At 68.6% G+C, this 22,908-nt stretch carries 24 protein-coding genes; 13 read left to right on the top strand and 11 right to left on the bottom strand.

What is annotated here, in order from left to right; translation table 11 throughout:
- Positions 1 to 62: 62 nt before the first annotated feature.
- Positions 63 to 734: a hypothetical protein gene (locus tag AB2L57_RS15450; RefSeq protein ID WP_409047512.1), complete on the bottom strand. Its 672-nt coding sequence runs from the start codon at positions 732 to 734 to the stop codon at positions 63 to 65.
- A gap of 115 nt (positions 735 to 849) precedes the next feature.
- On the opposite strand from AB2L57_RS15450, the gene AB2L57_RS15445 reads away from it, so the two are divergent.
- Positions 850 to 1,209 carry a PASTA domain-containing protein gene (locus AB2L57_RS15445; RefSeq protein WP_409047511.1) on the top strand — a complete coding sequence of 120 codons (360 nt, stop codon included), beginning with the start codon at positions 850 to 852 and terminating at the stop codon, positions 1,207 to 1,209.
- Between the two features lie 162 nt (positions 1,210 to 1,371).
- Here AB2L57_RS15445 and AB2L57_RS15440 read toward each other — a convergent pair whose 3' ends face one another.
- The gene (locus AB2L57_RS15440; RefSeq protein WP_409047510.1) at positions 1,372 to 1,896 is read right to left on the bottom strand and encodes an RNA polymerase sigma factor; all 525 of its coding nucleotides are present in this window, start codon (positions 1,894 to 1,896) and stop codon (positions 1,372 to 1,374) included.
- Positions 1,893 to 2,480: a hypothetical protein gene (locus tag AB2L57_RS15435; protein ID WP_409047509.1), complete on the bottom strand. Its 588-nt coding sequence runs from the start codon at positions 2,478 to 2,480 to the stop codon at positions 1,893 to 1,895. Before AB2L57_RS15435 ends, AB2L57_RS15440 begins: the two co-directional genes overlap by 4 nt.
- A 284-nt stretch (positions 2,481 to 2,764) precedes the next feature.
- Here AB2L57_RS15435 and AB2L57_RS15430 point away from each other — a divergent pair, with 284 nt between their 5' ends.
- The 6 genes from AB2L57_RS15430 to AB2L57_RS15405 all read left to right on the top strand — a co-directional run bounded on the left by AB2L57_RS15430 (position 2,765) and on the right by AB2L57_RS15405 (position 6,033).
- Entirely contained in the window at positions 2,765 to 3,106 is a 342-nt protein-coding gene (locus AB2L57_RS15430; RefSeq protein WP_409047508.1) for a PadR family transcriptional regulator, read from the top strand.
- A gap of 8 nt (positions 3,107 to 3,114) precedes the next feature.
- On the top strand, positions 3,115 to 3,579 hold the full coding sequence (locus tag AB2L57_RS15425) for an HAAS signaling domain-containing protein (RefSeq protein ID WP_409047507.1): 465 nt from the start codon (positions 3,115 to 3,117) through the stop codon (positions 3,577 to 3,579).
- 32 nt (positions 3,580 to 3,611) lie between these two features.
- Positions 3,612 to 4,509, top strand: a protein-coding gene (locus AB2L57_RS15420; protein WP_409047506.1) for an IS5 family transposase whose coding sequence is annotated in 2 segments (ribosomal slippage) — positions 3,612 to 3,949 and positions 3,948 to 4,509 — 900 coding nt in all. Because the reading frame shifts where the segments join, the coding sequence is not laid out codon by codon here.
- A gap of 59 nt (positions 4,510 to 4,568) precedes the next feature.
- Positions 4,569 to 4,700 (top strand): hypothetical protein, encoded by a 132-nt coding sequence (locus tag AB2L57_RS15415; RefSeq protein ID WP_409047505.1) that lies wholly within the window; start codon positions 4,569 to 4,571, stop codon positions 4,698 to 4,700.
- A gap of 401 nt (positions 4,701 to 5,101) precedes the next feature.
- Positions 5,102 to 5,500, top strand: a complete 399-nt coding sequence (locus AB2L57_RS15410) for a hypothetical protein (RefSeq protein ID WP_409047504.1) — start codon at positions 5,102 to 5,104, stop codon at positions 5,498 to 5,500.
- Positions 5,461 to 6,033: an RNA polymerase sigma factor gene (locus AB2L57_RS15405; RefSeq protein WP_409047503.1), complete on the top strand. Its 573-nt coding sequence runs from the start codon at positions 5,461 to 5,463 to the stop codon at positions 6,031 to 6,033. The genes AB2L57_RS15410 and AB2L57_RS15405 overlap by 40 nt, the downstream gene beginning before the upstream one ends.
- 259 nt (positions 6,034 to 6,292) lie before the next feature.
- On the opposite strand, the gene AB2L57_RS15400 is transcribed toward AB2L57_RS15405, so the two are convergent.
- A complete protein-coding gene (locus AB2L57_RS15400; RefSeq protein ID WP_409047502.1) occupies positions 6,293 to 7,291 on the bottom strand; it encodes a hypothetical protein in 999 nt (332 codons plus the stop codon).
- A gap of 445 nt (positions 7,292 to 7,736) precedes the next feature.
- Between AB2L57_RS15400 and AB2L57_RS15395 the strand changes: the two genes are divergently transcribed.
- The 3 genes from AB2L57_RS15395 (at position 7,737) to AB2L57_RS15385 (ending at position 11,412) form a co-directional block, all read left to right on the top strand.
- Positions 7,737 to 8,804 carry an alcohol dehydrogenase catalytic domain-containing protein gene (locus tag AB2L57_RS15395; RefSeq protein WP_292813494.1) on the top strand — a complete coding sequence of 356 codons (1,068 nt, stop codon included), beginning with the start codon at positions 7,737 to 7,739 and terminating at the stop codon, positions 8,802 to 8,804.
- A gap of 257 nt (positions 8,805 to 9,061) precedes the next feature.
- Positions 9,062 to 10,645, top strand: a complete 1,584-nt coding sequence (gene istA, locus AB2L57_RS15390) for an IS21 family transposase (RefSeq protein ID WP_036301801.1) — start codon at positions 9,062 to 9,064, stop codon at positions 10,643 to 10,645.
- Positions 10,642 to 11,412: an ATP-binding protein gene (locus AB2L57_RS15385; RefSeq protein WP_036301803.1), complete on the top strand. Its 771-nt coding sequence runs from the start codon at positions 10,642 to 10,644 to the stop codon at positions 11,410 to 11,412. The genes istA and AB2L57_RS15385 overlap by 4 nt, the downstream gene beginning before the upstream one ends.
- Positions 11,413 to 11,502: 90 nt before the next feature.
- Here the strand turns inward: AB2L57_RS15385 and AB2L57_RS15380 are convergent, their stop codons facing one another.
- Both AB2L57_RS15380 and AB2L57_RS15375 read right to left on the bottom strand, forming a co-directional pair.
- Positions 11,503 to 11,757, bottom strand: a complete 255-nt coding sequence (locus AB2L57_RS15380; RefSeq protein ID WP_409047501.1) for a hypothetical protein — start codon at positions 11,755 to 11,757, stop codon at positions 11,503 to 11,505.
- Between the two features lie 25 nt (positions 11,758 to 11,782).
- Positions 11,783 to 12,439 (bottom strand): TetR/AcrR family transcriptional regulator, encoded by a 657-nt coding sequence (locus tag AB2L57_RS15375; protein WP_292813499.1) that lies wholly within the window; start codon positions 12,437 to 12,439, stop codon positions 11,783 to 11,785.
- A gap of 122 nt (positions 12,440 to 12,561) precedes the next feature.
- On the opposite strand from AB2L57_RS15375, the gene AB2L57_RS15370 reads away from it, so the two are divergent.
- Entirely contained in the window at positions 12,562 to 14,046 is a 1,485-nt protein-coding gene (locus AB2L57_RS15370; RefSeq protein ID WP_409047500.1) for an MFS transporter, read from the top strand.
- A 67-nt stretch (positions 14,047 to 14,113) separates the two neighbouring features.
- Positions 14,114 to 14,938: a hypothetical protein gene (locus AB2L57_RS15365; protein WP_409047499.1), complete on the top strand. Its 825-nt coding sequence runs from the start codon at positions 14,114 to 14,116 to the stop codon at positions 14,936 to 14,938.
- Here the strand turns inward: AB2L57_RS15365 and AB2L57_RS15360 are convergent.
- From AB2L57_RS15360 to AB2L57_RS15340, 5 genes are all read right to left on the bottom strand, one after another.
- Positions 14,922 to 15,704, bottom strand: a complete 783-nt coding sequence (locus AB2L57_RS15360) for a DNA alkylation repair protein (RefSeq protein ID WP_409047498.1) — start codon at positions 15,702 to 15,704, stop codon at positions 14,922 to 14,924. The genes AB2L57_RS15365 and AB2L57_RS15360 overlap by 17 nt on opposite strands.
- A 41-nt stretch (positions 15,705 to 15,745) precedes the next feature.
- A complete protein-coding gene (locus tag AB2L57_RS15355) occupies positions 15,746 to 16,846 on the bottom strand; it encodes a DNA alkylation repair protein (RefSeq protein ID WP_409047497.1) in 1,101 nt (366 codons plus the stop codon).
- A gap of 180 nt (positions 16,847 to 17,026) precedes the next feature.
- Complete coding sequence (locus tag AB2L57_RS15350; RefSeq protein WP_409047496.1) at positions 17,027 to 17,989, bottom strand: NAD-dependent epimerase/dehydratase family protein; 963 nt, start codon at positions 17,987 to 17,989, stop codon at positions 17,027 to 17,029.
- The gene (locus AB2L57_RS15345; RefSeq protein WP_409047495.1) at positions 17,986 to 20,634 is read right to left on the bottom strand and encodes an alpha/beta fold hydrolase; all 2,649 of its coding nucleotides are present in this window, start codon (positions 20,632 to 20,634) and stop codon (positions 17,986 to 17,988) included. Before AB2L57_RS15345 ends, AB2L57_RS15350 begins: the two co-directional genes overlap by 4 nt.
- Positions 20,635 to 20,645: 11 nt before the next feature.
- A complete protein-coding gene (locus tag AB2L57_RS15340; RefSeq protein WP_292813515.1) occupies positions 20,646 to 21,668 on the bottom strand; it encodes a 3-oxoacyl-ACP synthase III in 1,023 nt (340 codons plus the stop codon).
- 192 nt (positions 21,669 to 21,860) lie between these two features.
- Here AB2L57_RS15340 and AB2L57_RS15335 point away from each other — a divergent pair, with 192 nt between their 5' ends.
- Positions 21,861 to 22,895, top strand: a complete 1,035-nt coding sequence (locus AB2L57_RS15335; RefSeq protein ID WP_409047494.1) for a siderophore ABC transporter substrate-binding protein — start codon at positions 21,861 to 21,863, stop codon at positions 22,893 to 22,895.
- Positions 22,896 to 22,908: the final 13 nt, after the last annotated feature.

The following is a 22,908-nucleotide window of genomic DNA, read 5'->3' as shown; positions in this document are numbered from 1 at the left end:
TGAAGCCACCCCAGGCATACGGCGCCGGGCGCTTCTCAGCCCAGCCTAAGCGCGCTACTAAGTCAGACGAATGCGCCGAGGGCGTGCCGGTATGCATCGCTGTCGTCGCGTGTTTCGTCGGTGACAAGCAGGGCGTTCACGCCGATCTTGCGCGTGTACGAACCGCGGCACGGGATCGTGACGATTCTCGTGAGTCCCTTTTTCCACGCCGGGATGAGGGCGGTGAGGTCGCGACGCTCGGGGTGATCGTCGAGCTGACGGGGACGCTTCGCGCGGTGGGCGTCGACCCCACGTCGTGACCATTCCCTGTAGGAAGCAGTGTCGAACGGCTCGTCGCCGAATTCCTCTCGCCCGGTCGGCCCCACCACAGCGTGGAGCATCTCCACCCGTTCCGTCGAACCTGGCACGGTCTTGTGCAGCTCGGCGAACAACTGCGGGTCGTGTTCCTTCGCGGCGTGAGCGAGGACCGCCGCCCACACGCGGGACCATGCTGACTCCCATGCGAGACGGGTTTCATCCGTCAGGACAGCGTCATGCACGACGGCAGGTGTATCGGAGAGCGTCGGTGGCAGGTCAACGCCTACAGGTTCAAGCTCGTAAGCCTCACGAATCCAGAGGAGCTCCAACAGGGCGTTCGGCCGATCCTCGACGGTGATCTGCATGTCGTGTGGCCACGGGTTGCCGGGCATCAATTCGCTAGATCGCATGCTCCTCCAAGAATCGACTCGCTCCATCTTCAATCAATCGGCATCCACAACACCAGAGCGGGTCCCGGCCCGCACGCGGGGCGAAGCGACGGCAGAAGTTCCGGTCTCGTCAGATCGGGTCGACCGGCGTAGCGTCAGATGCATGGCCGAACGTATGGCAGACAGGGTGACCGTCCCCGACGTCGTCGGAATGCCCTTCCACATCGGCCGCGACGTCGCCTCAGCTGCTGGCGTGACGCTAGCCAACCCAGACCCAGACGGTCCACCCATCGGGGCTCTCGCGTGGCCCGGACTCTTCTACATCACATCCCAACAACCCCCGGCTGGCACAGACCTCTACCGATGGGATTCGGTCATCATCGAGATCGTCGAGCACGGCACAGCAGAATCCAACGCACTTCGCCCCAATATCGAATCGCCCCCCAAAGACTCCGCGCACGCCGCGCCGGAACGCGAACTGTTCGTCGACCTCACTGAGAGCGAACCCCAGCCCGGACCCTGAGTCCTCGTGGGGATTGTGACCTTTTCCGTCGGTGCAGTGTCTTCAGCGCGGACAAGCTGCGCCGGTGCTGAACTCGGCAGCTGCGCGTTGCACTGCTTCCGTGGCCACCCCGCTGAGGCAATCGGTTGGGTATCGGGTAGTTCTATGTCGGCGGGCCTTGGCTCACACATCGCGATCTCCCACCGTGACGTTGCTCGGCTCGATTATTGCTCGGATCTCTTTTCTCGCCTTCGACAGGCGGGACCGGGCTGTCGACGCGTTGATTCCGATAACCTGGCCGGCTTCGTGCGACGGGAGGCCGTCCCAATAGACCAGGCGCACAAGTTCTGCGTCATCTTCCGAAAGGGAGGCGATGGCATTCCTCAGTTCCTCATGGAGAGGGTCTGGCACGTGCGCCGCAGCAGTCGCAAGCTGATCTTTGAACTGCTGCGCCGCGGCAGAACGTCGGCTGAGCGTGCGGTGTGCGTTGCGCAGCACGTTGCGCGCAACGCCGTACAGCCACATTCGTGCCGCGTCGTCCTCTACAGGCAAGCGCCGTCGTGATCGCCACGCGGTCAGAAGCAGCTCGCCGAAGGCTTCCGCGGCATCCGCGGGGTTAGTTAGTCGCCGCTGGAAATAGCTCAACAGAGCACCTCGATTGGCTGTCACTGCTCGATCGAAGGCGTCCGTCGTCTTCGCATCGCTCATTCGTTGCAACCCTGGGTACGCGTGTAGAAACTGATCGGACTGGGATCCATCGGATAACCCGCAGCCTCGAGGTGATCCCACATCAGCCTTGAGACCGTTTCCGAGAGCGCCAGCTGGCGGATGGTCGCGTCGCTCATCTCGACGGGGCTGCTGTTGCCGGCATCGTCTGTCGCGTCACGATTTCCGTCAAGCCGGTCGGCTTCTGCCTGGCTCGTGTCGAGCGTGTCCAGGTCCAAGGTTGCTATGAAGTCGCGGGCCTCGCGGACGATGTCGGAGTCTTCGCTCACGCCCTCAAACTTCACCTGCATTCCGGCGAAGCACAGCTCTGCACCGTTGGAGAACGAGAACACGTTATCCGCAACCCAGCCCCACGGTGTTTCCATGCCGGCGCCAGCCATCGCAGCGGACCCGCCGCCGATGAGCAACACCGATACCCCTAGGCTGGCTACCCACACTCGGACGCGTCGTCCACGACGCTGGCGCGCTTCGCGGAGTATCCGTCCCTGAGAAGCGGCCAAGCCCACAGGAGTAGTGACCTCGGGCGATGACTCACGTAGCAACGTCTCAAACTCGGTGTCGTTCATGGGGGCTCACCTTCCTCGCCGAAATGCGTTCACCCTGTTCATGTCCGCATCGATCCCGATTGTCCATGGGATTCGAAGAGAACAGACCGCTGCCTCTCTTCTGACGAGAGCGCTGGTGTAGGGATTCGTCTGAAAGGTTCATTTCGTGGGCGAGTTGTCCACACGAGGTCCACGTGGATGTTTCGTTATCGAGCTGGGCGGTCCGGCTGCCAGGTCTCTTGGCCTGCGGCAAGTCGCATGCACGACGATACACAAACCATGCGATGCGTTATACCATGCGTTACATGGTCAGCAATGAGAGAGTCACGGCGAACCTCCGCAAGGGGCTCGTGGAGTTCTGTGTGCTGGCGATTCTCGACAGCGGCTCGACCTACGGGCTGGCCCTCGCCAACCGCCTCCAAGCCGATGGGCTGATCGGCAATGAGAGCACGCTCTATCCACTGATGGCACGGCTCCTGGCCGCCGGCCTGGTGGAGAGCGAGTGGATCTCTTCGGACGCCGGCAGACCGAGGAAGTACTACACACTCACGGCTCAAGGCCGAGAGGCGCTCGTTATGTTTCGCAGTTCATGGGCCTCGATGCGTGATGCTGTGGACCGCACGATGGAAGAGGTAAGCGCGCAATGATGAAGGACATGATGCCGCCCGAGGGACAGGCGTGGTTGCGGGCTGTCGAGCATGAACTAGCTTCCATCGAACCGGCCGACAGGCTTGAAATCATCGACGGCCTGCGTGCACACATCCTCGACGCGCTGGACGGCGGTGACGACATCAGCACCGTGCTCCGCCGTCTCGGCTCACCCGCCGACGTCGCGGAGCAGACGATGTCCGAGTTCGAGCCGGCGAGCAGTGACGAGACAGCTAAGTACTTGAACGCGAGGCGAGTTCTGCAGTTCATCGCGCTAGGTCTAGTGATGACCGCGACTGTCGTCATTGGATTCTTGCCCAGCTACACGGCAACCAGCCTCGGCGACGACGGACAGATCACGTCGACCACCACCAACGGGTTTCAGAACCTTGTGAACCTAAGTCCCTATTTCGTGGGTGGGATGGTGTTGGCCCTGCTCGCAACCGTCGCGCCACTAGGGCGTGTCTCCTAAGCTCCTTGGGGGGTCGAGGGCAGGGTAGGAGTGTGTCGCGTACTCGTACTCTCTCGGATGCTGCTTGGGCTCGGATCGAGCCGTTGATGCCGATTGCTTCGGTCAAGGGCGGTCGGCCGTTCCAGGAGCACCGTCGGGTGGTGGAGGGGATCGTGTGGCGGTATCGGACGGGTTCGCCGTGGCGTGATCTGCCGGCGGAGTTCGGGCCGTGGCAGACGGCGTGGAAGCGTCATCGCCGGTTCAGCGGCGACGGCACCTGGGATCGGATCTACGCGGAGATCCTCGCTGACGCGGACGCCGCGGGCGAGATCGACTGGGCCGTCAGCGTGGACTCCACCATCAACCGTGCTCATCAGCACGCGACGAATCTCCCGCGCGACACAGGGGGCTCTATCGAGTTACAAGAATCTGCGCGAGGAGCCGCCTGATCACGCGATTGGCCGGTCACGCGGCGGATTGAGCACGAAGATCCATCACCTCGTCGACGGCCGGGGGCTGCCGCTGGTCGTGCTCGTCGGTCCCGGCCAGGCCGGTGATGCGCCGATGTTCCCGGTGCTCATGGATCACCTCAGAGTCGGCCGGCGCGGACCGGGCAGGCCCCGCTCCAGACCGGACCGCGTCCGCGGCGACAAGGCGTACTCATCCCGAGCGATCCGGCAGCATCTCCGCGACCGCGGCATCGTCGCTGTGATCCCCGAGCCATCCGATCAGCAAGGACACCGTCAGCGCCGTGGCTCTCGCGGCGGCCGACCTGTCAGCTACGACCTCGAGGACTACAAGGGCCGCAACGTCGTCGAACGCGGCTTCAACGAAGACAAGCAATGGCGCGGACTCGCCACCAGATACGACAAACTCGCCCTCACCTACCGCGGCGGAGCAGTCCTCAGAGCCATCACCCTCTGGCTCAAACGGTTAGGAGACACGCCCTAGTCGTCCGCGGCCGCGCCCGGTCGAGGGTTTCCGCCGTCGCGGCGATTCTGCTGGCGGTCGTGACCGTCGCGTCCATCGTGCTTATCGGCAACTGGCTGCTCGCACCTCCAGCGATCGTGGCAGTCGTGGCGACGCTTCTGCCGCAGCGACCGCGCGAGCGACGCATACATCTGGTCGACGCCCGCGCCTGATCAATTCTTCGGAGCAGTTCCGCTGTGGGCGGGTTGCGGCAGTGAGATCGAGATTCTTCCGGCCGACATCGCACAGCACCACCGGTGACCAAGGCCATCAGTATCGGTCGAGGAGGACTGCTGGCGAAGTGAGTTAGGCATCATGTTGATCGCGACTTGGACAGTTCGCGTTTGACCGGACACGTATTAGTGACGGCACGACTTCAGGAGGAATGATGCGCATCGATTCGCTCGAGGATGTCCTTGACCGCGCCGACCCGGCGACAAGCGTAGAGATTCCGTCTCGCACGGTCCGCCAAGTGGTCGCAGGAACTCGCCGATTGGCGAATCGCGGTGGATCTCGCGGATTGAGGATTGCGCTCACCGCTGGGCTCGCAATTGCTATCGCCGGAGGAGGGTCGGTGGCCGCTATCGCCAACGACGACGTCCGTGATTGGTTCCTCGACTGGGTGGTGCAGGACCCGTATGTCTCATTCCAGTACGTAGCCCCCAGCGGAGCTGTGTGCACGCAGACATCGGGTGATCCCATCTCCCCAAATCCCGATGCGGCATCCGCACTTCGCGATTGGCTTGCAACGGCGGAACTGGGATCGCTCATCGACGTTGACGGGGCTTTGGTCCAGCTGCGGTCATCCGAAGAATACGACCGGTCGCAAATTGGCTCCGATAGCGAGTACGGGATAGCTGTAGAGATCGCTGTCGTGCTCGCTGCCCGCGAGGAACTGGCTTCTCGTGGATTCTCGGCCGGGTCCATTGATCAGTGGAAATCGAACCTCGAGTGCACGGAGCCGACCAGTTGACGAGTCACCGCGGTGACGATCGCCGGCTGAGCAGCGTTCTCGCCGAGACGACATCATCGCTTCTCGCCTATCTCCAGCGTCGCGTGGGCGCCGACGACGCCCCAGACCTCCTCATCGAGGCAATGGTTATCGCGTGGCGTCGTATAGCCGAGCTCCCCTCCGAGCCGGAGCGCGCACGCATGTGGTTGTTCGGCATTGCCCGAGGCACTCTGCGGAACTATGAGCGAGGCGAGCGTCGCAGAGAGGCATTGGCCGACCGCATCCGCCAGTCGGCGAAGGCCATGGTGTCGCCACCCGCAGACGAAGGGGCCGAGGTTCGTGACGCGCTCTCCCGCATCCATCCTGATCTCGCAGAACTCGTCCGGCTCATCCATTGGGATCGCTTCAGCATCGCCGAGGCTGCCGAAGTCTTGCAGATGCCCGCATCAACTGCCCGCAGCCGCTACGCGGCCGCGAAAGAGGCACTCCGAGATGCGCTCACTCCCGAACCGGGCGTTCATGACGAGCGCCCCACAGCTTTGGAAAGGAAGTAAGAATGCTGCAGCCAGAAGACCTGCACTTACCCGCCACCGTCCAGGTAGACGTTAGCTATCTCGTGGCTGAGCTACTTGCTACGAATCCCTCCGACGCGCGTTCCGTATAGACGGTGGTCGAATGATTCTTCGCGACCAGGGATCGCCACCGTGAGCAGCGATCGAATCGCGTAGAGCGATCCATCACCGCGACGGGGCGCTGCCGACTGTGGGTCCGCGGACGCGTGTGATCTGAGGCGCCCTGCGTCTTGTTTTCCGTTCATCGCGCCTTCGGGTCCGATTTGGTCCAGCGCCAGTCGTTCCGGGGTCGGGTCCACTGCTCTCGGGGCTGCGTGGACTCGTGGGCGACGTCGGTGAGCCAGATGGTGGAGTCGGGACCCCAGCCGCCGATTACTGACCCGTATTCCGCCTCGACTTCGATGAGTCGATTGGCCGCGGAGAGGTACCCGATGGTGGTGAGGTGCACGGCGTCCCACTTCTCGGTCATGCGCTGCCAGTCGGGCATCAGCCATCTTCCGTCGCGGCCGGTGACCCGGAACCAGTCGTGCCGGCGGGAGGCGGTGACCTCCATCGGGTAAGTCCGGCACTGGTCAGCCCAGTCTTGCGGTGATTGGATCTCGAGAGTGCGCCCAGTCCCGTGCACAGGGATGATCGTCGCGAACTCCCAACCGAGGGAGTCTTCGACGAGCTCGAGAGCATCCAGGATGCTGCTGCGGGTGGTGAGCAGCCGTTGCGGAACGGACCACCACGTTCCGGAATAACGCGCGTGGGGGTCGGCGGGGCGCTCCCTCGCGGCGCGCGTTTCTTCCTCATGCTGGTTGCGGGTCCATTCGGCGAGGGTGGCTGCGGGGTTGGACGCGAGAGGTGCGCTGTCCGCGAGCGGAGTCCACTCCACCGCAAACTGTGCCGGTCCGCGAGGAGCGGCCGGGTCCGGCAGCGCCGTGCTGAGATGCCGGGCGACACGTCGGAGAGCGTCCCGGACGGCGGGAAGGGCGGCGGCGGCATCCGTGCCGTCGGGCTCCTGCCAGTATCGAGCATGATCAACGGATGCCTGGAGTGCGTCCCTCACGACGTTCTCGTGGACCACGGTCAGGTCGACGCCGTCGATGAGCGCTGCAACCTCCTCAGCGGTGAACGTCGGATCTTCTTCGCGCTCGGAGGCATCACCGATGGAAAAGCGGAGGACTGTTCCTGGGTTGGGGTCGAGTTGACGACCAAGCCAGAACACTGCCGAGCGCGCCGCCTCATCCACGCGCATCGCGTACTCCAGGCACAGCCGTCGGCCACGCGTCCCATCCTCAAGTGCATGAACCAGGTCTGTCACCATCCCAGCCTGCCACCCGTGTTAGAACTGCGACTGCCCGCTTGTCCCATCGTCTTGCCCGTAGGCCGGTCGATCAGCGGAGACTCCCGCACGGTCACCGGGATCTACGGGCTGCCGCGCCCAAGGGTGTCGCGTTTACCTAGCCCGCTGAAGAATTGCGCTCAGGTACGCCCTACGCGACACCAACTCGGCGCCCGCGCCACCTCCGGCGAACTGCAGAATCAATGGCACGCAAAGCGTCGGAGACGATCCCGGCGGTGTCGGCGGCATCCGAGATTCCGCTGAATCTCGCCACAGAATCAATGGCACATCCGACATATTCATTGTCATCGGACAGATGCAATAGTTACTCCCACCACAACCCGAGGAGCCCTCCCGTATGCTCGCGACCTTCATGTACGGCGCCCGTGACGTTCGCGTCGAGACCGTTCCCGATCCGATCATCAAGAGCCCTACCGACGCGATCGTCCGCACGGTGCGGACGTGCGTCTGCGGGTCCGATCTGCATCGCTACCACGGGATGGAACCCTCGAACGAGGGGCGCCCGATGGGCCACGAACTCATCGGTGTGGTCGAGGAGGTGGGGGCCGCCGTGCGGAGCGTGCGGCCCGGAGACTTCGTGATCGCGCCGTTCTCGTTCCAGGACAACACCTGCGTATTCTGCCGCGAGGGGCTGCAGACCTCGTGCGTGCACGGAGGCTGGTACGGCGGTATCGAGACCGGGGGGCTGCAGGCAGAGCGTGCCCGCGTCCCTCTCGCCGACGGGAGCCTCGTCACTGTGCCGGACCTCGACCCCGCCTCCGCCGACGAGAGCATGCTGGCATCCCTCCTCACCCTCTCGGACGTGTATCTCACCGGCTACCACGCCGCTCACATGGGTCAGGTGGAACCCGGCAAGACCGTGACCGTCATCGGTGACGGTGCCGTCGGGCTCTCCGCCGTTCTCGCCGCGTCGCAGCTCGGCGCGGAGCGGATCATCCTCATGGGTCGGCACACGGCCCGCACCGACCTCGGCCTCGAGTTCGGTGCGACCGACGTCGTCGCGGAACGAGGCGACGAGGGCATCGCGAAGGTCATGGACCTCACCGACGGCGAAGGGTCCCATATCATTCTCGAAGCCGTCGGCCACATGCCCGCCTACGAGCAGGCGTGCGGCATCGTCCGTCCGGGCGGGATCATCTCCCGAGTCGGCGTGCCGCAATACGAAGACGCGCCCGTGGGGTTCGGATCGCTGTTCGGCAAGAACGTGCGGCTCGCCGGCGGACCCGCCCCCGTGCGCGCCTACATGGATGCCGCGATCCCGCAGGTGCTCTCGGGTGCGATCGATCCTGGACGAGTCTTCGACCGCACCATGCCGCTCGTCGACGTGGCTGCCGGCTACAGGGCGATGGACGATCGCGAATCGCTGAAGGTCATGCTCACGGTCGCGACCCCCTCCGTCACGTGATCACGGGGCGGTCCGTTCGACATCGGTCAGCCCGCGCTCTCGGCGGCGGCGAGGATCTCGCGCATCGTGTCGAGGGTGATCTCGTCGGTCTGCCCGTCCACCCTCTCGTGGGTGGCGCGTAGCGCTTCCTGGTAGCGCGAGTCCACGGAGTCGGTAGCGGCTTTCCGGCGAGTTGGTAGCGCTCGGGCTGGGGTGTGGTGCTCTGCTGAGGGAACGGTGACGCATGGGCGTCGCCGTTCTTGTGTGGAAGGCGGAACATGACGGACTACCGGAGGATTCTCACGTTGCTGCTGGAGCGGCGCAGCTACCGGGACGTGGCCGAGGTCGTGGGGTGCTCGCATCGCGATGTCGCGCGTGTGAGGCAGGCGATCGTCGAGCATGGCATCGAGTCGGCGATCGCGGTCAGCGATCGCGAGTTGGCGGAGTGGTTCCCGGACGGGCGCCGGCGGGTGTCGGACGAGTACGACCAGCCGGATCTGGCGCGGGTGCTGGCGTCGATGCGGCAGAACCGGCACTTCACGTTGCTGCAGGCGTGGCGTCGTTACACCGATGCGCGTGGGGCGGGGAAGAAGTATGGGTACTCGCAGTTCTGCGCCCTGTTCGCCGACTACGTCCGCACCAATGATCTGGTCGCGACGCTGCATCACGAGCCGGGGCGGGCGATGCTCGTGGACTGGGCTGGTGACACGATCGACCTGGTCGACGCGGTCACCGGCGAGATCACCCGGGCGGTGCTGTTCGTCGCGGTGCTGCCGTTCTCGGGCGCGTTGTTCTGCCGCGCCTACGCGGACATGCGGTCGGAGGCGTGGCTGGACGCGCACGTGCGGGCGTTCGCGTCCTATGGCGGAGTAGTGCAGATCGTCGTGCCGGACAACCCGGCGACCTCGACGCATCAGGCGCGCAAGGGCGACGCGGAGCGAGTGGTCAACGCCCGCTATCAGCAGCTCGCCGATCATTACGGCACCGCGATCGTCCCCGCCAGGGCGAAGCGCCCGAGAGACAAGGCGGCGGCCGAGAACGCGGTCAACGTCGTCAACAAGCGTGTCATCGGCTACCTCGAGGACGACGTCTTTACGACCCTGTCCGAGCTCAACGACGCGATCGATGAGCGGGTGCGGGAGATCAATCACGACCTGCGCCGGGCGGACGACTCGACCCGGTGGGAGCGGTTCACTGCCGAGGAGGCGCACCTGCTCGCGGCGCTGCCCGACGCCGCGTTCGAGGAAGTGACCTGGAAGGAGCTCAAGGCCGGCCGCAACTACCATGTCACCGCGGATTCGCAACGCTACTCCGTCCCCTACCGGCTGGCCGGACAGTTGCTGCGGGTCCGGTTCACGCAGACCCGGGTGACCGTGTTCGACGGCCACGACATCGTCTGCGAACACCGTCGCCTCGTCGGCCGGAAGGGGCAGTACTCGACGCTGCCCGAGCATGTCCCGCCGCAGCACCGCAACATCGACGGGTTGTGGTCCAGACGCTGGTTCACCGACCGGGCCCGCAGCTTCGGACCCGCGACAGTGGAGGTGATCGAGCAGATCCTGGACCGGCAGAAGATCGAGGCGCAAGGCTACCTCGACTGCCAGAACGTGCTCAGCGGGCTGGGGAAACAGAACCGGGAACGACTCGAAGCTGCCTGCCAGGAGCTGATCAACCGGGGCGGTCAGGCGACCTACACGACGCTGAAGCGGATCATGGCCGGCATCGACAGCGACACCAAGAAGCCCCGACCAGCGACACCGGCCGCGTCGACACGGAAACGCGGCGGCGACGTCGCCGACGGCCCGGACGTGTTCGTCCGCGACGCGTCGCACTACGCCACCAGCGGGGAGGCGGACCGGTGACGTTCACGAGCATCGACTACGAGAAGTTCCGGGCACTACGGGTCACGCACGTCGCGACCCGCCTCGAGGAACTCATCGCCGACGAGGTCAACGACACCCTCACCCCGGAGCAGCTGTTCCTCACCGCCGTCGACGACGCGCTCGAACAGCGGCGGGCACACAAGGTCGAGAAGCTGACCCGGCAGGCCGGGTTCCCGATCCCGCACGCGACAGTCGCGGAGATCGACTACCGGGACGGTCGAGGGATCACCCCCGTCCGGATGCGCCGCTACGCCGCCCACGACTGGCGGGCCGACCCGATGAACCTGCTCATCATCTCCCCGACCGGCGGCGGGAAGACCTACCTCGCCTGCGCGCTCGGGATCGCCGCCTGCCACAACGGCCACGCCGTCACCTACGCCCGCATGGACGACCTCGCCCGCAGGCTCGTCATCGCCCGCGGCGACGGCATCGCCCACCAGAAGCTGCTCAACGAGCTCTCGCAAACCGACCTGCTCATCCTCGACGACTTCCTCACCGTCGGGATCGACAGCGACGCCGCGAGCGACCTGTTCGCGATCCTCGCGAACCGTGAACACCGCCTCCCCACCGTGATCGCCTCGCAGACCGGCCCCAGCCACTGGGTCACCGAGCTACCCGACCGGGTCGCGGCGGACTCGATCGTGAACCGGCTCGCGAACCACGCCCGAACCATCAACCTCGGCCAAATCGACATGCGCAGACTCCGCCACGACCACGCCCGAACAGAAGAGACCTACTGGGAGTAACGACCAGCGGCCCGGTCAGCGACGGCCGGGCCGCTACCAACACCACCCAACACCGCTACCAACTCGCCAGACTCGCGCTACCAAGAAGCGCTACGCGCCATCGTGGGCGATCATCCCGAGCCCCAGCCCGGCGAGGTAGTCGCAGGCCTTCTCGAGCCGCGGGGCGACCTCATGATGATCGGGACCGAACAGGTCTGCACTGTAGACGGGTTCGCCCGCCAGGATCGAGCGTCGCAGCTCGTCGCGTGAGCGCCCGGTGATGCGGTACAGCGCGCCGAGGACCTCGCCGGGCAGGTCGGGGGTGCCATCGATCGTGATCGAGAGGGCGCTGTCTGCGGTGCTCATCCGACCATCACAGCACACCGCGCGCTCACTGGCCGAGAAAGAGGCCCCGCCGCGTCTGCTCGTCCAGCGGCAGGGGTGGTACCGGGTCGTCGCCGGGGTGCGCCGCGTAGCCGTCGAGAAGCACGTGGGCGCACCGACGCCAGGCGGCGGGCCCGAGGTGGCGGGTGCGGTCGGCGACGGTGCCGACCATCATCATGAACAGATCGACGTCGGCCGCGGCGAAGCCCGCGCGCACTGCTCCCTCCGCGCGCGCCCGCGCGATCACCGCATCCCACGCCTGCAGAAGCTCGCGCACGCGATCATCGCGTCGCGCGCGGTCGCCGACACGGAACAGCGTCGGAAACAGGCCGCGGTCGACGGCGCGCAACTCGGCCGCCCCCATCATCAGCTCGCGCAGCGCCTCGGCGCCGGAGGAACGGGTGGATGCTGCCGCCACGAGCTCCAGCATCCCTCGAAGCTTGCTCGCGGTCAGTTCCTCGATCAGCGCGTCCTTGTCCGGGAACTTGCGGTAGACCGTGCCCACTCCGACACCGGCCTCGCGCGCGACGTCGTTGAGCGAGGCCTCGACCCCGCGTTCGGCGAAGAGGCGTGCGGCGGCGTCGAGGATCTTCTCGCGATTGCGCGCGGCGTCCGCGCGCAGGTTCGATCCGGGGGCTGCGTCGTCGGCGCCGGGCGAGGTCATGCGGTCAGTGTACGCCGAACCTGCGCTTAAGCGGAGTCGCAGCATCCGCTTATCCACTACGCTGAAGAGCACGTCCGACGGGGTGCGTCGCACTCGTTCCTCCTCGAAAGGCGCGTCTCGTCATGACGATGACCCAGAATCACCCCGTAGTCGCGGGCCCATCCCCGTCCCGCCCGGCGAAGGATCGTCGATGGCTGACCCTGTGCGTGCTCGCGCTGACCCAGCTGGTCGTCGTGCTCGACGGCACGATCGTCAACATCGCGCTGCCCCAGGCGCAGGCCGAGCTCGCCCTGACCGACGGGCAGCGGCAGTGGGTGGTCACGGCGTACGCGCTGGCATTCGGCGCCCTGCTGCTGCTCGGCGGGCGCATCGCGGACTACTGGGGTCGCAAGCGCACATACCTCGTGGGCATGATCGGGTTCGGCATCGCGTCGGCGTTCGGCGGCATCGCGCAGAACGGCATCGAGCTGATCATCGCCCGAGGCCTTCAGGGCGCGTTCGCGGCGATGCTCGCCCCCGCGGCGCTCGCCCTGCTCACGGTGACCTTTCCGCACGGCAAGGATCGCAACACGGCATTCGCCGTCTTCGGTGTCATCGCGGGTGCGGGCGCCGCCGTCGGCATGCTGCTCGGCGGCGTGCTGACCGAGTTCGCGGACTGGCGCTGGTGCCTGCTCGTGAACGTGATCTTCGTCATCGTCGGCTTCATCGGGGGTGTGCTCCTGGTGCGCGAGAGCAAGGCGGGCGGAGAGAACACCTACGACATCTGGGGTGCCGTCACCGTCACCCTCGGGCTCGGTGCGCTGGTCTACGGCTTCAGCCTCGCCGAGACCGGGTGGGCGACGCTGGGGACCATCGGATTCCTCTCGCTCGGCGTTGTTCTGCTGGCGCTGTTCGTCTGGCTCGAGACGCGGGTGGCGCAGCCTCTGCTCCCGCTGCGCGTCGTGCTCGACCGGGTGCGCGGCGGCGCGTTCCTCATCCAGGCCATCGTCGGCACCGTCATGATCGGCGCCACGCTCTACCTCGCCCTGCATCTGCAGATCGTGCTCGGGATGTCGCCGCTGCAGGCCGGGCTCGGCAGTCTGCCGATGACGTTGGCGATCATGGCGACGGCCCCGGTTGCGACGCGGATGCTGCGAATCATCGGTCCGCGTCCGCTGATGATCACGGGGCCGATCATCGCCGCCGCGGGTCTGCTCTACCTCGCCGCGCTGACCGCCGACGGCAACTACTTCGTGCAGATCCTTCCGGCGCTCCTCGTGCTGGGTGTGGGGATGGCGTGCATCTTCGTGCCCGTGCAGAACCTCGCCCTGAGCGGCGTCGAGCCGCACGACGCCGGGGCGGCCTCGGCGACGGCCAACGCCTCCATGCAGATCGGCGGCTCGATCGGCCTGTCGGTGTTCACGGCGCTGTACGTGTCGGCATCCGAGTCCTCGTTGAGCGCGGACCCCGGGGCGCAGCTGGAGGCGCTGACGGCCGGGTACTCCGTCGTCTTCTTCGCGGCGGCCGTTGTCATGGTCGTCGCCGCGGTCGTCGCCCTCGTCTTCATCCGCGGCTCGAAGGAGGAGTTGGCTCCCACAGAGGGCGCCGCGGCTGTGCATCTGGGCTGAGCCCCGGCGCCGACGCCCTCCGGCTCCGCGCGCACGCGTGCGTAGGCTGGTGCGGGGGAGGGTGCCGATGGACGAGTCGACGGTGAGCGAGTTGCGCGCCCTGCGCGCGCGTGCATATGGTCCCGAGGCGGACATCGCCGACGATCCCGCGAGGCTTCGGCGCCTCGAGGAGCTCGAGGCCATCGCCCGCGCGTCCAGGTACTCGGCCGGACGCGACGAACCCGCAGCGGAGCCCGATCCGGCCGTGCCGGTCGTCGCCGGGACGTCCGCAGATGCGGGGGGCCCGCGTCATCGTGCACCCGAGCCAGGGTGGGAGGCCGAGGCCGGGCCCGAACCCACCCCGAGCGCTGTGCAGTCGGACGCGACACCGACGCGCGGTGAGCAGCGCCGGTCGCGGCTCGTGATCGCCTGGGTCGCCTCGCTCGTGATCGCCGTGCTCATCACCGCGATCGTGACCGGCGTCGTCTCGCGTCGGGTGCAGGCCGACCCCCGGGAGGTCGGCGTACTCGGCATCGACACGTTCGCGGAGCTGCCGGAGATCTTCGCCGGATGGCAGTGCGGTGGTCCGGATTGCGACCCGGAGGATGTCGCCGGCGAGGCCTTCGCCGGGTTCTTCGGCCTCGCGATCTATCGCATGCCGGGCGGGTGGACGGGCGGGCGGGTGGGTGACGAGTGCCTGCTGATCATGGATGCCGCCTCGATCGAGCCCGAGTCGAACTCTTTCTCGGGTCCGATCTACTCGGGGTGCGCCGCGGGCGGTTTCGCCGCGACGGTGCAGTTGTCGGTGACATCGGAGCTCCCGGATGAGTTGCGCGACGAGTTCGCCGAGGGCACGGGACTGCGATTCATCGAGGACGGAGACGAGGTCGTGGTTCTCAGCGACGCCGAGTGAGCGGATTCCGGCGGGGAATCGCGCGGAGCCGGGCGCGCTCATCGGGGCCGAGGTGCTCGGTGGCGTAGCTGAGCATCGTGCGTGGCATCGCGTCCGCGTGCTCGTCGAGGAACGCCATCAGCTCACCACGGTCGACCCGCTTGCCCACTTCGCGCAGCATCCATCCGGTCGCCTTGTGCATGAGAGGTTCGGGGTCCTCGAGCAGTGTGCGGGCCAGGCGCAGCGTGGGTTCGGCGTCGCCGGCCTTGATCCACGCGAAAGTCGCGAGCATGCCGATCCTGCGCTCCCAGAGGAGTGTGCTCGCCGCGAGGCGGTCGAGCTCGGCGAACGCGACTGCTTCGGATTGATCGCGCAGCCACCGACCGACGAGGATCTCAGCGCTCGAGTCGACGATGTCCCAGCTGTCGATCTCGCCCCGGGCGGCCGCCTGCAGGTAGGCGTCGTGGAGCCGATGGCGGACGTCGTCATCTCGCGATCGCGGCCGGCTCGCCCGCTCGACCTGCGCGACCATCACAAGAACGGCCGCCAGGCGATGCTCGTGCACGGGGCTGGCCAGCAGCTCGCGGATCTCGGTGAGCGGGAGACCGGCGTGCCGTCCCACCGCCGCCCTGATCGCGGGAACACTCGCGCCGACGAACACGTCGCCCTCGCCGTACTCCTCGGGGCCCGTCTTGAAGAAGCGCTGCATGACGACTGCCCGGGCGGGGTCGGCGTGCGCGTCGATCGCACCCGCGAGCGCGGCCGCGGTGAGCGGTGACTCATCCACCCGAGCAGGTTAGCAACGCGGGCGGACGGGGTCGCTCGCGATCACGCCTCGGCGAGCAGCTCGAAGGCCGCGGGCTCGCTCACGACGCCGTTGACCTGCAGCGCGATCGCGTGGGCGCCGGGGTAGTAGCGCCGCGTCGTGATCGCTCGGAACGAATGGCGACGCTCGATCGCGAGGGTCTCACCCGGCGCCAGGTCGCGGACCGCGATCTTGAATGTCTTGCTCGTCTGGGAGCCGTTCGCTCTGCGGTGGAAGACGACATAGTCGACCGCGACGCGGGCGGCGACGGTGCCGGCGTTGCGCACCCGCCCCGCGAACCCGATCGTGCCGCCGAACGGGACCTCGGCACCCGACAGCCGCGGCCCCTGCACCTCGAGCGCATCGCCCGTGAATCCGAGCAGGGCGAGGGCCCCGGCATCCCCCCGCTTCACGAGGGTGCGGAGGGCATGGCGCACGACGGATGCTGTCGTGGCATCCGGTTCGGCGAGCCACCGCGCCGCGGTCTCGGTTACCAACTCGGCGTTCTCGCGGCTGAGGTCGTTGAGGTGGTTTGCGACCGAGCGGCGCACGATCTCGTCGGGATCGCGGTACAGGGCATCGAGGATCGGAATGGTGCGCTGCGGCTCGCGGAGGAGCGCCGGCACCCGGACCGCCCACGGCAGGTAGGGTCTCGTGCCCTCGCTGGCGAGCCGGCGCACCGCGGGGTCGGCCGCGCGCGTCCAGGCGAGCGCGTGATCGAGCGCCCGGTCGAGATCGGCGCGCAGCAGGGTGCGGATCGCGAACTCGGAGGTGAGGCGCCCGGTCAACTCGGCGAGAAGGGCCGTACCGTCATCGAACGCCGCCTCGGACTCGTCGGCGGCGCGAGTGGCGACCGCGAGGGTGACGGGCCAGATGAGCCACCCCCTGAAGCCCGGATCGAGCGCGGCACGGCGAACGACGGCGGCCAACGCCGCGTGGTCGCCGGGCACATCGTCGAGGAGAGCGTCGCGCAGAAGGTCGGCGCGGGCGCCGAGCGGCAGCGGCGCGAGGGACTCTGCCGCCTGGGCGAGGGCGGGCGCGTCGGTGTCGGGTCGGGCGGCGCGGATGGCGCGCACGAGCGCGCGCGCCTCGTCGGCGCCCAGGAGCTCATCGGCGAAGGGCATGCGTCCGTTCTATCGCGGCCCGCCGACATCCCTCACCCTGTGTCGAACTCGGCCGGCTGCCCGGGTGTGCACAGCTGCGGACGCGACATCGCGACACGCCGGCGCACCGCCTGGAACCCCGGCGTGTCGCGCTCGAGGTCCGCAGTTGTGCACGGCGCGACCCGAGCCCTGGCGCCGGGGTCAGCGGTGGGTGGCGAGCCGCCGCAGACCCTCGTCGATCGACACCGCGGGCGCCCAGTCCAGCGCACGGCGCGTCTCGCGCTGGTCGAACCAGTGCGCGGTCGAGAGCTGTTCGGCCAGGAACCGCGTCATCGGGGGCTCGTCGTGGCCGGGGCGCACCGCCCACACCCGCTCGATGAGCGATCCGGCGGCGCGGCCGAGCGATGCGGGCACGCTCCATCGCGGCGGGCGCACACCGGCGGCGAGGCAGATGCCCGCAAGTAGGTCGCCGACGGGGCGGGGCTCGCCGTTGGTGAGTACGAAGGCGCGGCCGTGCGCGGCATCCATCCGCCCCAGCGCCGCGACGATGCCCGAGGCGGCGTTGTCGATGTAGGTCGAGTCGATCAGCGCGGTGCCGCCGTTCAGCAGCGGCAGCCGGCCGCGGCGGGCGCGGTCGACGATGCGGGCGACGAGCTGCGTGTCGCCCGGCCCCCACACCAGGTGCGGACGGATCGCGGTGACCCGCATCGCGGCGCCGTCGCGCGCGAGCGCCAGCAGCTCTGCCTCGGCCTTGGTGCGCGCATACTCGCCGTGCGCGCGGGCGGGCGCGGCGGTGTCGGCTCCGGCGCCGGCGAGCGCCGTGCCGGTGTGCGCGACCGACGGCGAGGAGACGTGCACGATGCCCGTGACGCCTGCCGCGAGCGCCGCATCGAGCAGCGCGATCGTCGCGTCGACGTTGACCGCGCGGAACTCGCGCGGATCGCCCGCGAGCGAGACCTTGGCGGCGAGGTGCACGACACCCTCGACTCCCTCGAGAGCCCGCTCGACGAGGGCGGCATCCGTGACCGAACCGAGCACGTCGGTGGCACCGGGCACGCCGGAGGGCCGCCTCTGCAGCGTGCGCACCTCGTGCCCCTGCGCGACGAGCTCGGCGGCGACCGCGCGGCCGAGGAACCCGGAGGCCCCGGTCGCCAGTACGATCACGGCGCCACCGGCCGCTCTCCCGCGAGGGTGCGCTCGGCCCACGCCGTCAGGCGGGTGCGATCGATCTTGGAGTTGTGCCGGATGTCGGTGGGCAGGGCGGCCACGACGAGCACGGCGACGATCGGCGTCGCCGTCGACGCGCGGACGGCCGCCGTGAGCTCGGGGTCGGCGAGGGCTGCTCGGGATGCCGGGGGCAGCGATTCGACGACCGCCACGGTCTGCTGGAGTCCTCGGGGTCCGAAGCCGACGATCGCCGCGCGGCGCACACGATCGACGCGCTCGATGTCCTGTTCGGGGCCGACGGGGGCGAGGGGACCCTCGGAGGTGACGAGCACGTGCGGAAGCCGGCCCTCGATCCAGAGCCGCCCTCGCGCGTCGAGGTGCCCGATGTCGCCCGTGCGGTGCCACCGGCCTTCGCCGCCGGCACCCGCCGAGGCGTCCGGCGTCTCGCGCAGGGCGGCGCGGTCGGTCAGCCACAGCCGGTCGTAGCGGTCTTTCAGGTGCGGGGCGCTCACGAGCACCTCGCCGAGCAGGCCCGGCTCGGAGCTCGGCTCTCCGGTCGCCCGGCCGTCGTCGTCGAGGGCGCTGATGAGCACGCGGTTCGCCCCGATCGGGGCGCCGACGAGCACCCCGCGGTCGGTCGCGGCCGCGCCGTCGCGGATCTGATCGAGCGTGACGTCCGTGACGAGGAGGCACTCGGTCATGCCGTAGGGGGTGTGCGCGCTCGCGTTCGGCATGAGCGTGCCGATCGCCTCGAGCAGCCCCTGGCCGACGGGCGCGCCGGTGGAGAGGAACGCCTCGACCCGCGCGAGCGCCGCGCGGTCGTCGGCGGTCAGCGCATCGGCCGTCGCGACGACGTTGAGCACGGCGGCGGGGGAGAGGAAGACCATGCGCGCGTCCGAGGCGCGGACGGCGGCGGCCACGGCTCGCGCCGTGAGGGTGCGCGGCGCCGACACGTCCATGTCGGGTGTCGCCGAGCGCGTGCCGAGGGCGGGCCCCAGCAGCGCGAACGGGGCGAACCCCGTGACCAGGCCGGTCTCGGCCGTGACCTCGAAGTGCGCGGCGAGCACGTCGCGCAGCGCTGCGAGCTGCCCGTGCGTGTAGGTGACGCCCTTCGCCGGACCCGTCGAGCCCGACGTGAAGAGGATCGCGGCGGGGTCGTCGGCCGCCGGGGCGGGCGGCAGCGGCGCCCCGCGCCCGAGCGCTGCGACATCGGCGAGGCACGTCGCGACGCCGAGGGCCGCCGCGCTCACACGCGGCAGCCGCGCGGTCGAGATGCGCAGCCCCGGCCAGCCGAGCACGCGGGCGGCGGTGAGCCCGGGGACCTCGCCGATGATGACGTCGGGCCACGCGCCGCGCACCGCGCGGGTGAGGCCCTTGACGCCGAGGCCGGCGTCGGCGACGACGACGACGGCGCCCAGGCGCAGGCAGGCGTAGACGATCGCCGACAGCGTGGGTCCCGGCGGAACGAGCAGCGAGACGCGGTCGCCGGGTCGCACCCCCATCGCCGCAAGTCCTGAGGCGAGCTGCCGCACGCGCTCGTTCAGTTGCCGCCAGCTCACCCGCAGCGGTTCGGCTGCGCCGCCCCGCGCCATATCGATCACGGCGCTGTCGTCGTCGTCCGCGCGCGCCTCGAGCCCCCGCCAGATGGGCCTGAAATCGGTGTCGGAGGCCGCTGCCGAGGGGGCGACGGCATCCACCCCCACCGCCACCCTCTCGTCGAGCCACGCGAACACGGCGTCCGCGTAGGGGCGGTCCTCGGCGACGAGGTGACCGGCGCCTTCGAAGCGATGCACGTCGGCGTGCGGCAGGCGGGTTGCGAGATCGTCGAGGTAGCGGTCGCTGAAGATCGGGTCCCGCGGCCCCCACAGCATCAGCGCCGGCACCGTGAGCGCGGCGACGCCCTCGGCGATGCGCTCGAGCTCGGCGAAGCTCTCGTGCCGGGCATCGATCGGGATGTCGGCGACGAAACCGCCGATCCCCGCGCGACGGGCGGCGTCGGCGTAGGGTGCGCGGTAGGCGTCGCGCACCGCGTCGTCGAGTCGGGGCGAGGCCAGGGCGAGCGTCGTGTCGAGGAACGCCGTGGTGTGCACGGTGGATGCTGCCAGCATCCCTCGTGCGCCGGCCACGCGCAGCGGGGCCGGGATCGGCACGCCCTCGGGGTGATGCACGGCGGTGTTGAGCAGCGAGACGCCGGCGAGCTCGGCGGCATGGTCGATCGCCCAGCCGAGGGAGACGACGCCGCCCCAGTCATGGCCGAGCGTCACGACCGGGCCCTCGAGCCCGAGTGCCGCGGTGAATCCGGCCAGATCCTGCACGCGCTGGGCGAGCGGGCGGTGCATCCCGGTGCGTTCGGAGTAGCCCATCTCGAGCTGGTCGACCGCGATCACCCGCCACGCGGGTGCGCCCTCGGCCGCCCGGCGCGCGGACTCCGCGACCGCGGCGCGCCACAGGTACGACCAGGTCGGATTGCCGTGCACCGCGAGGATCGTGCCCGCGGGCGACGCGCCGTGCTCGTCGAGGTGAGCCCCCGAATCGAGGAAGTGCCACGTGCGATGGGCTCCGGCATCCGCGCCCCGCCCCGGAACGGACAGCAGGCGACTGTGCCGCGTGTCGAGCCCGGGCAGGCTGGGGGGTGGAAGCATCGCGGCCTGGGTCACCAGGCGAGCTCCATCATGGCCGTGTTCAGGCCCGAACCCACACCCATCAGCAGCACGCGGTCGCCGCGCGCGAGCGTCTTCTGCTCCTCGGCGAGCGTGATGGGGATGGAGGCGGGGCCGACGTTGCCCAGGTGCGGGAAGGTCGTGGGCACGCGTGAACGATCCAGCTTCGCGGCCTTGACGATCGCGTTGGTGTGCACCGACGAGACCTGATGGGTGATGTAGCGGTCCATGCTCGACCAGTTCCACTCGGGTGCCGCCTCTTTCCACGCCGAGACGACGAGGTCGAGGCCGCCTTTGAGCAGGGCCTTGGCGTCGGTGAACATGCCGTCGACGCTGCCGACGCACAGCTCGTGGAACTGCGTCGCGGCACGCGTCACGCCGCCGAGGATACGGTGGCCCTCGGGGTGCTCGTCGGCGCGGCCCAGCACGGCCGCGGCCGATCCCGAACCCAGGGTGAGGGAGGCGAACTCGCTCATGAAGCCGTCGCGATCGACGTCGGCGTTGACCAGACGATTGATCGTGTTGACCTGGATGTCGTCGGCGTCCTCGCCGTTGACGACGATGGCGTAGCGGATCTGACCCGACTCGATCATGCTCGCCGCCAGGCTCATGCCGTTGACGAAGCCGAGACAGGCGTTGGCGACGTCGAAGTTGATCGCCGACGTCGGCAGGCCGAGGCCGTGGTGCAGGCGCACCGCGACCGAGGGTTCGAGGTGCTTGCGGGTGACCGAGGTGTTGATGAGCAGGCCCACATCGGCGGGGTCGACCCGCGCCTCGGCCAGCGCGCGCGCACCGGCCTGGATCGTCGCCTCGTCGGTGGCCTCGCCCGCGGCCCAGTTGCGTCGCTCGATCACGCCGGCGACGCGCTGGAGGAGACCCGGGCGCAGCTTCAGCCGCGCGAGCGCGCTCGAGAGGCGCTGCTCGATGTCTTCGGACGTCGTCACCCGCGAGGGCAGGACACTCGCGACCGACAACAGCGAGACGTTGTCGAAGCGAGTGGTCGCATTACCGGCCACTGAACCTCCGTCGGCGGACGTGCGCGCCCGCGTCACCCAAAGGACTAACTTTACGCGCTCGACATATCCCCGGGGGCATATGCGTGTGGCTGTGGCGCCGCACCCGTGCGCAGAGGGCGGTGAGTTAGGGTAACCTACCCAAAGCCCGCCTCACTTAGGCTTGGCTAACCAACATCACCAGGAGATCACAGCATGAGCTCGTACCGACCGCTGCTCGCGGCATCCCTGACCGTCGTCACCGCCGTCGCGCTGGCCGGGTGCGCCACCGGCGCGGCCACAGAGGAGAGCGCCTCGCCCGAGAGCGCCCCCGAGATGGTGACCGTCGAGAACGCCCGGCCCACTCTGACCCTCGTCGAGGAGGACGGCGAGTCCTCCTTCCAGGAGGACCGCGAGGTCGCACGCGAGTCGGTCGAGGTGCCCTTCGCGCCCGAGGCGGTCGTGACCTTCGACATCGCGACACTCGACACGCTCGACGCGATCGGCGCGGGCGACTCGGTCGTGGGCATCCCGGACGTCGGTCTGCCCGACTACCTGTCGCAGTACGCAGACCTGCCCAAGGTGGGCACGCTCTTCGAGCCCGACTTCGAGGCCGTCGCCGAGCTCGAGCCCGACCTGATCGTCACGGCCGCGCGCAGCACGGGCCAGTACGACGAGCTGTCCGAGATCTCGACGACCATCGATCTGACCGGCACCTACGGCGGCACGTTCGACCCCGCCGCGGGTCTCGAGCGCGCCGCGCAGCTCGGCGAGATCTACGGCCTCGAGGCCGAGGTCGACGAGCTCACGGCCACGATCGAGGAGCAGGTCGAGACGATCCAGGGCGCGGCCGAGGGCACCGCCCTCGTGCTCTCGGTCTCGGGAGGTGAGTTCGGCGCCTTCGGCGAGGGCTCGCGCTTCGGGTACTTCTTCGACGAGCTCGGCTACACCCCCGCGGTGCCTGCCGCCGAGCTTCCCGGCGCCGAGGGTTCGCCCCACGGCGACACCGTGACCAACGAGTTCATCCTCACGGCCGACCCCGACTGGATCTTCGCGTTCGACCGCGGCGCCGCGACGGGCGAGGGGTCGACGGCCGAGGCCACCCTCGACAACGAACTCGTCGCGCAGACGACCGCCGCCACCGAGGGCCAGATCGTCTACCTGCCCGCGAGCGAGATCTACATCGTGATCAACGGCCTGACCGCGATCCAGAACGTGCTCGAGACGGTGCACGAGGCCGTCGCCGGCTGATCCCGGCGATGCA

This window comes from Microbacterium sp. HA-8 (genome assembly GCF_046111165.1).
Taxonomy (GTDB): Bacteria; Actinomycetota; Actinomycetes; order Actinomycetales; family Microbacteriaceae; genus Microbacterium.
Note: the sequence above shows the minus strand (reverse complement) of the source record. Positions and strands in the feature narration are given on the sequence as shown.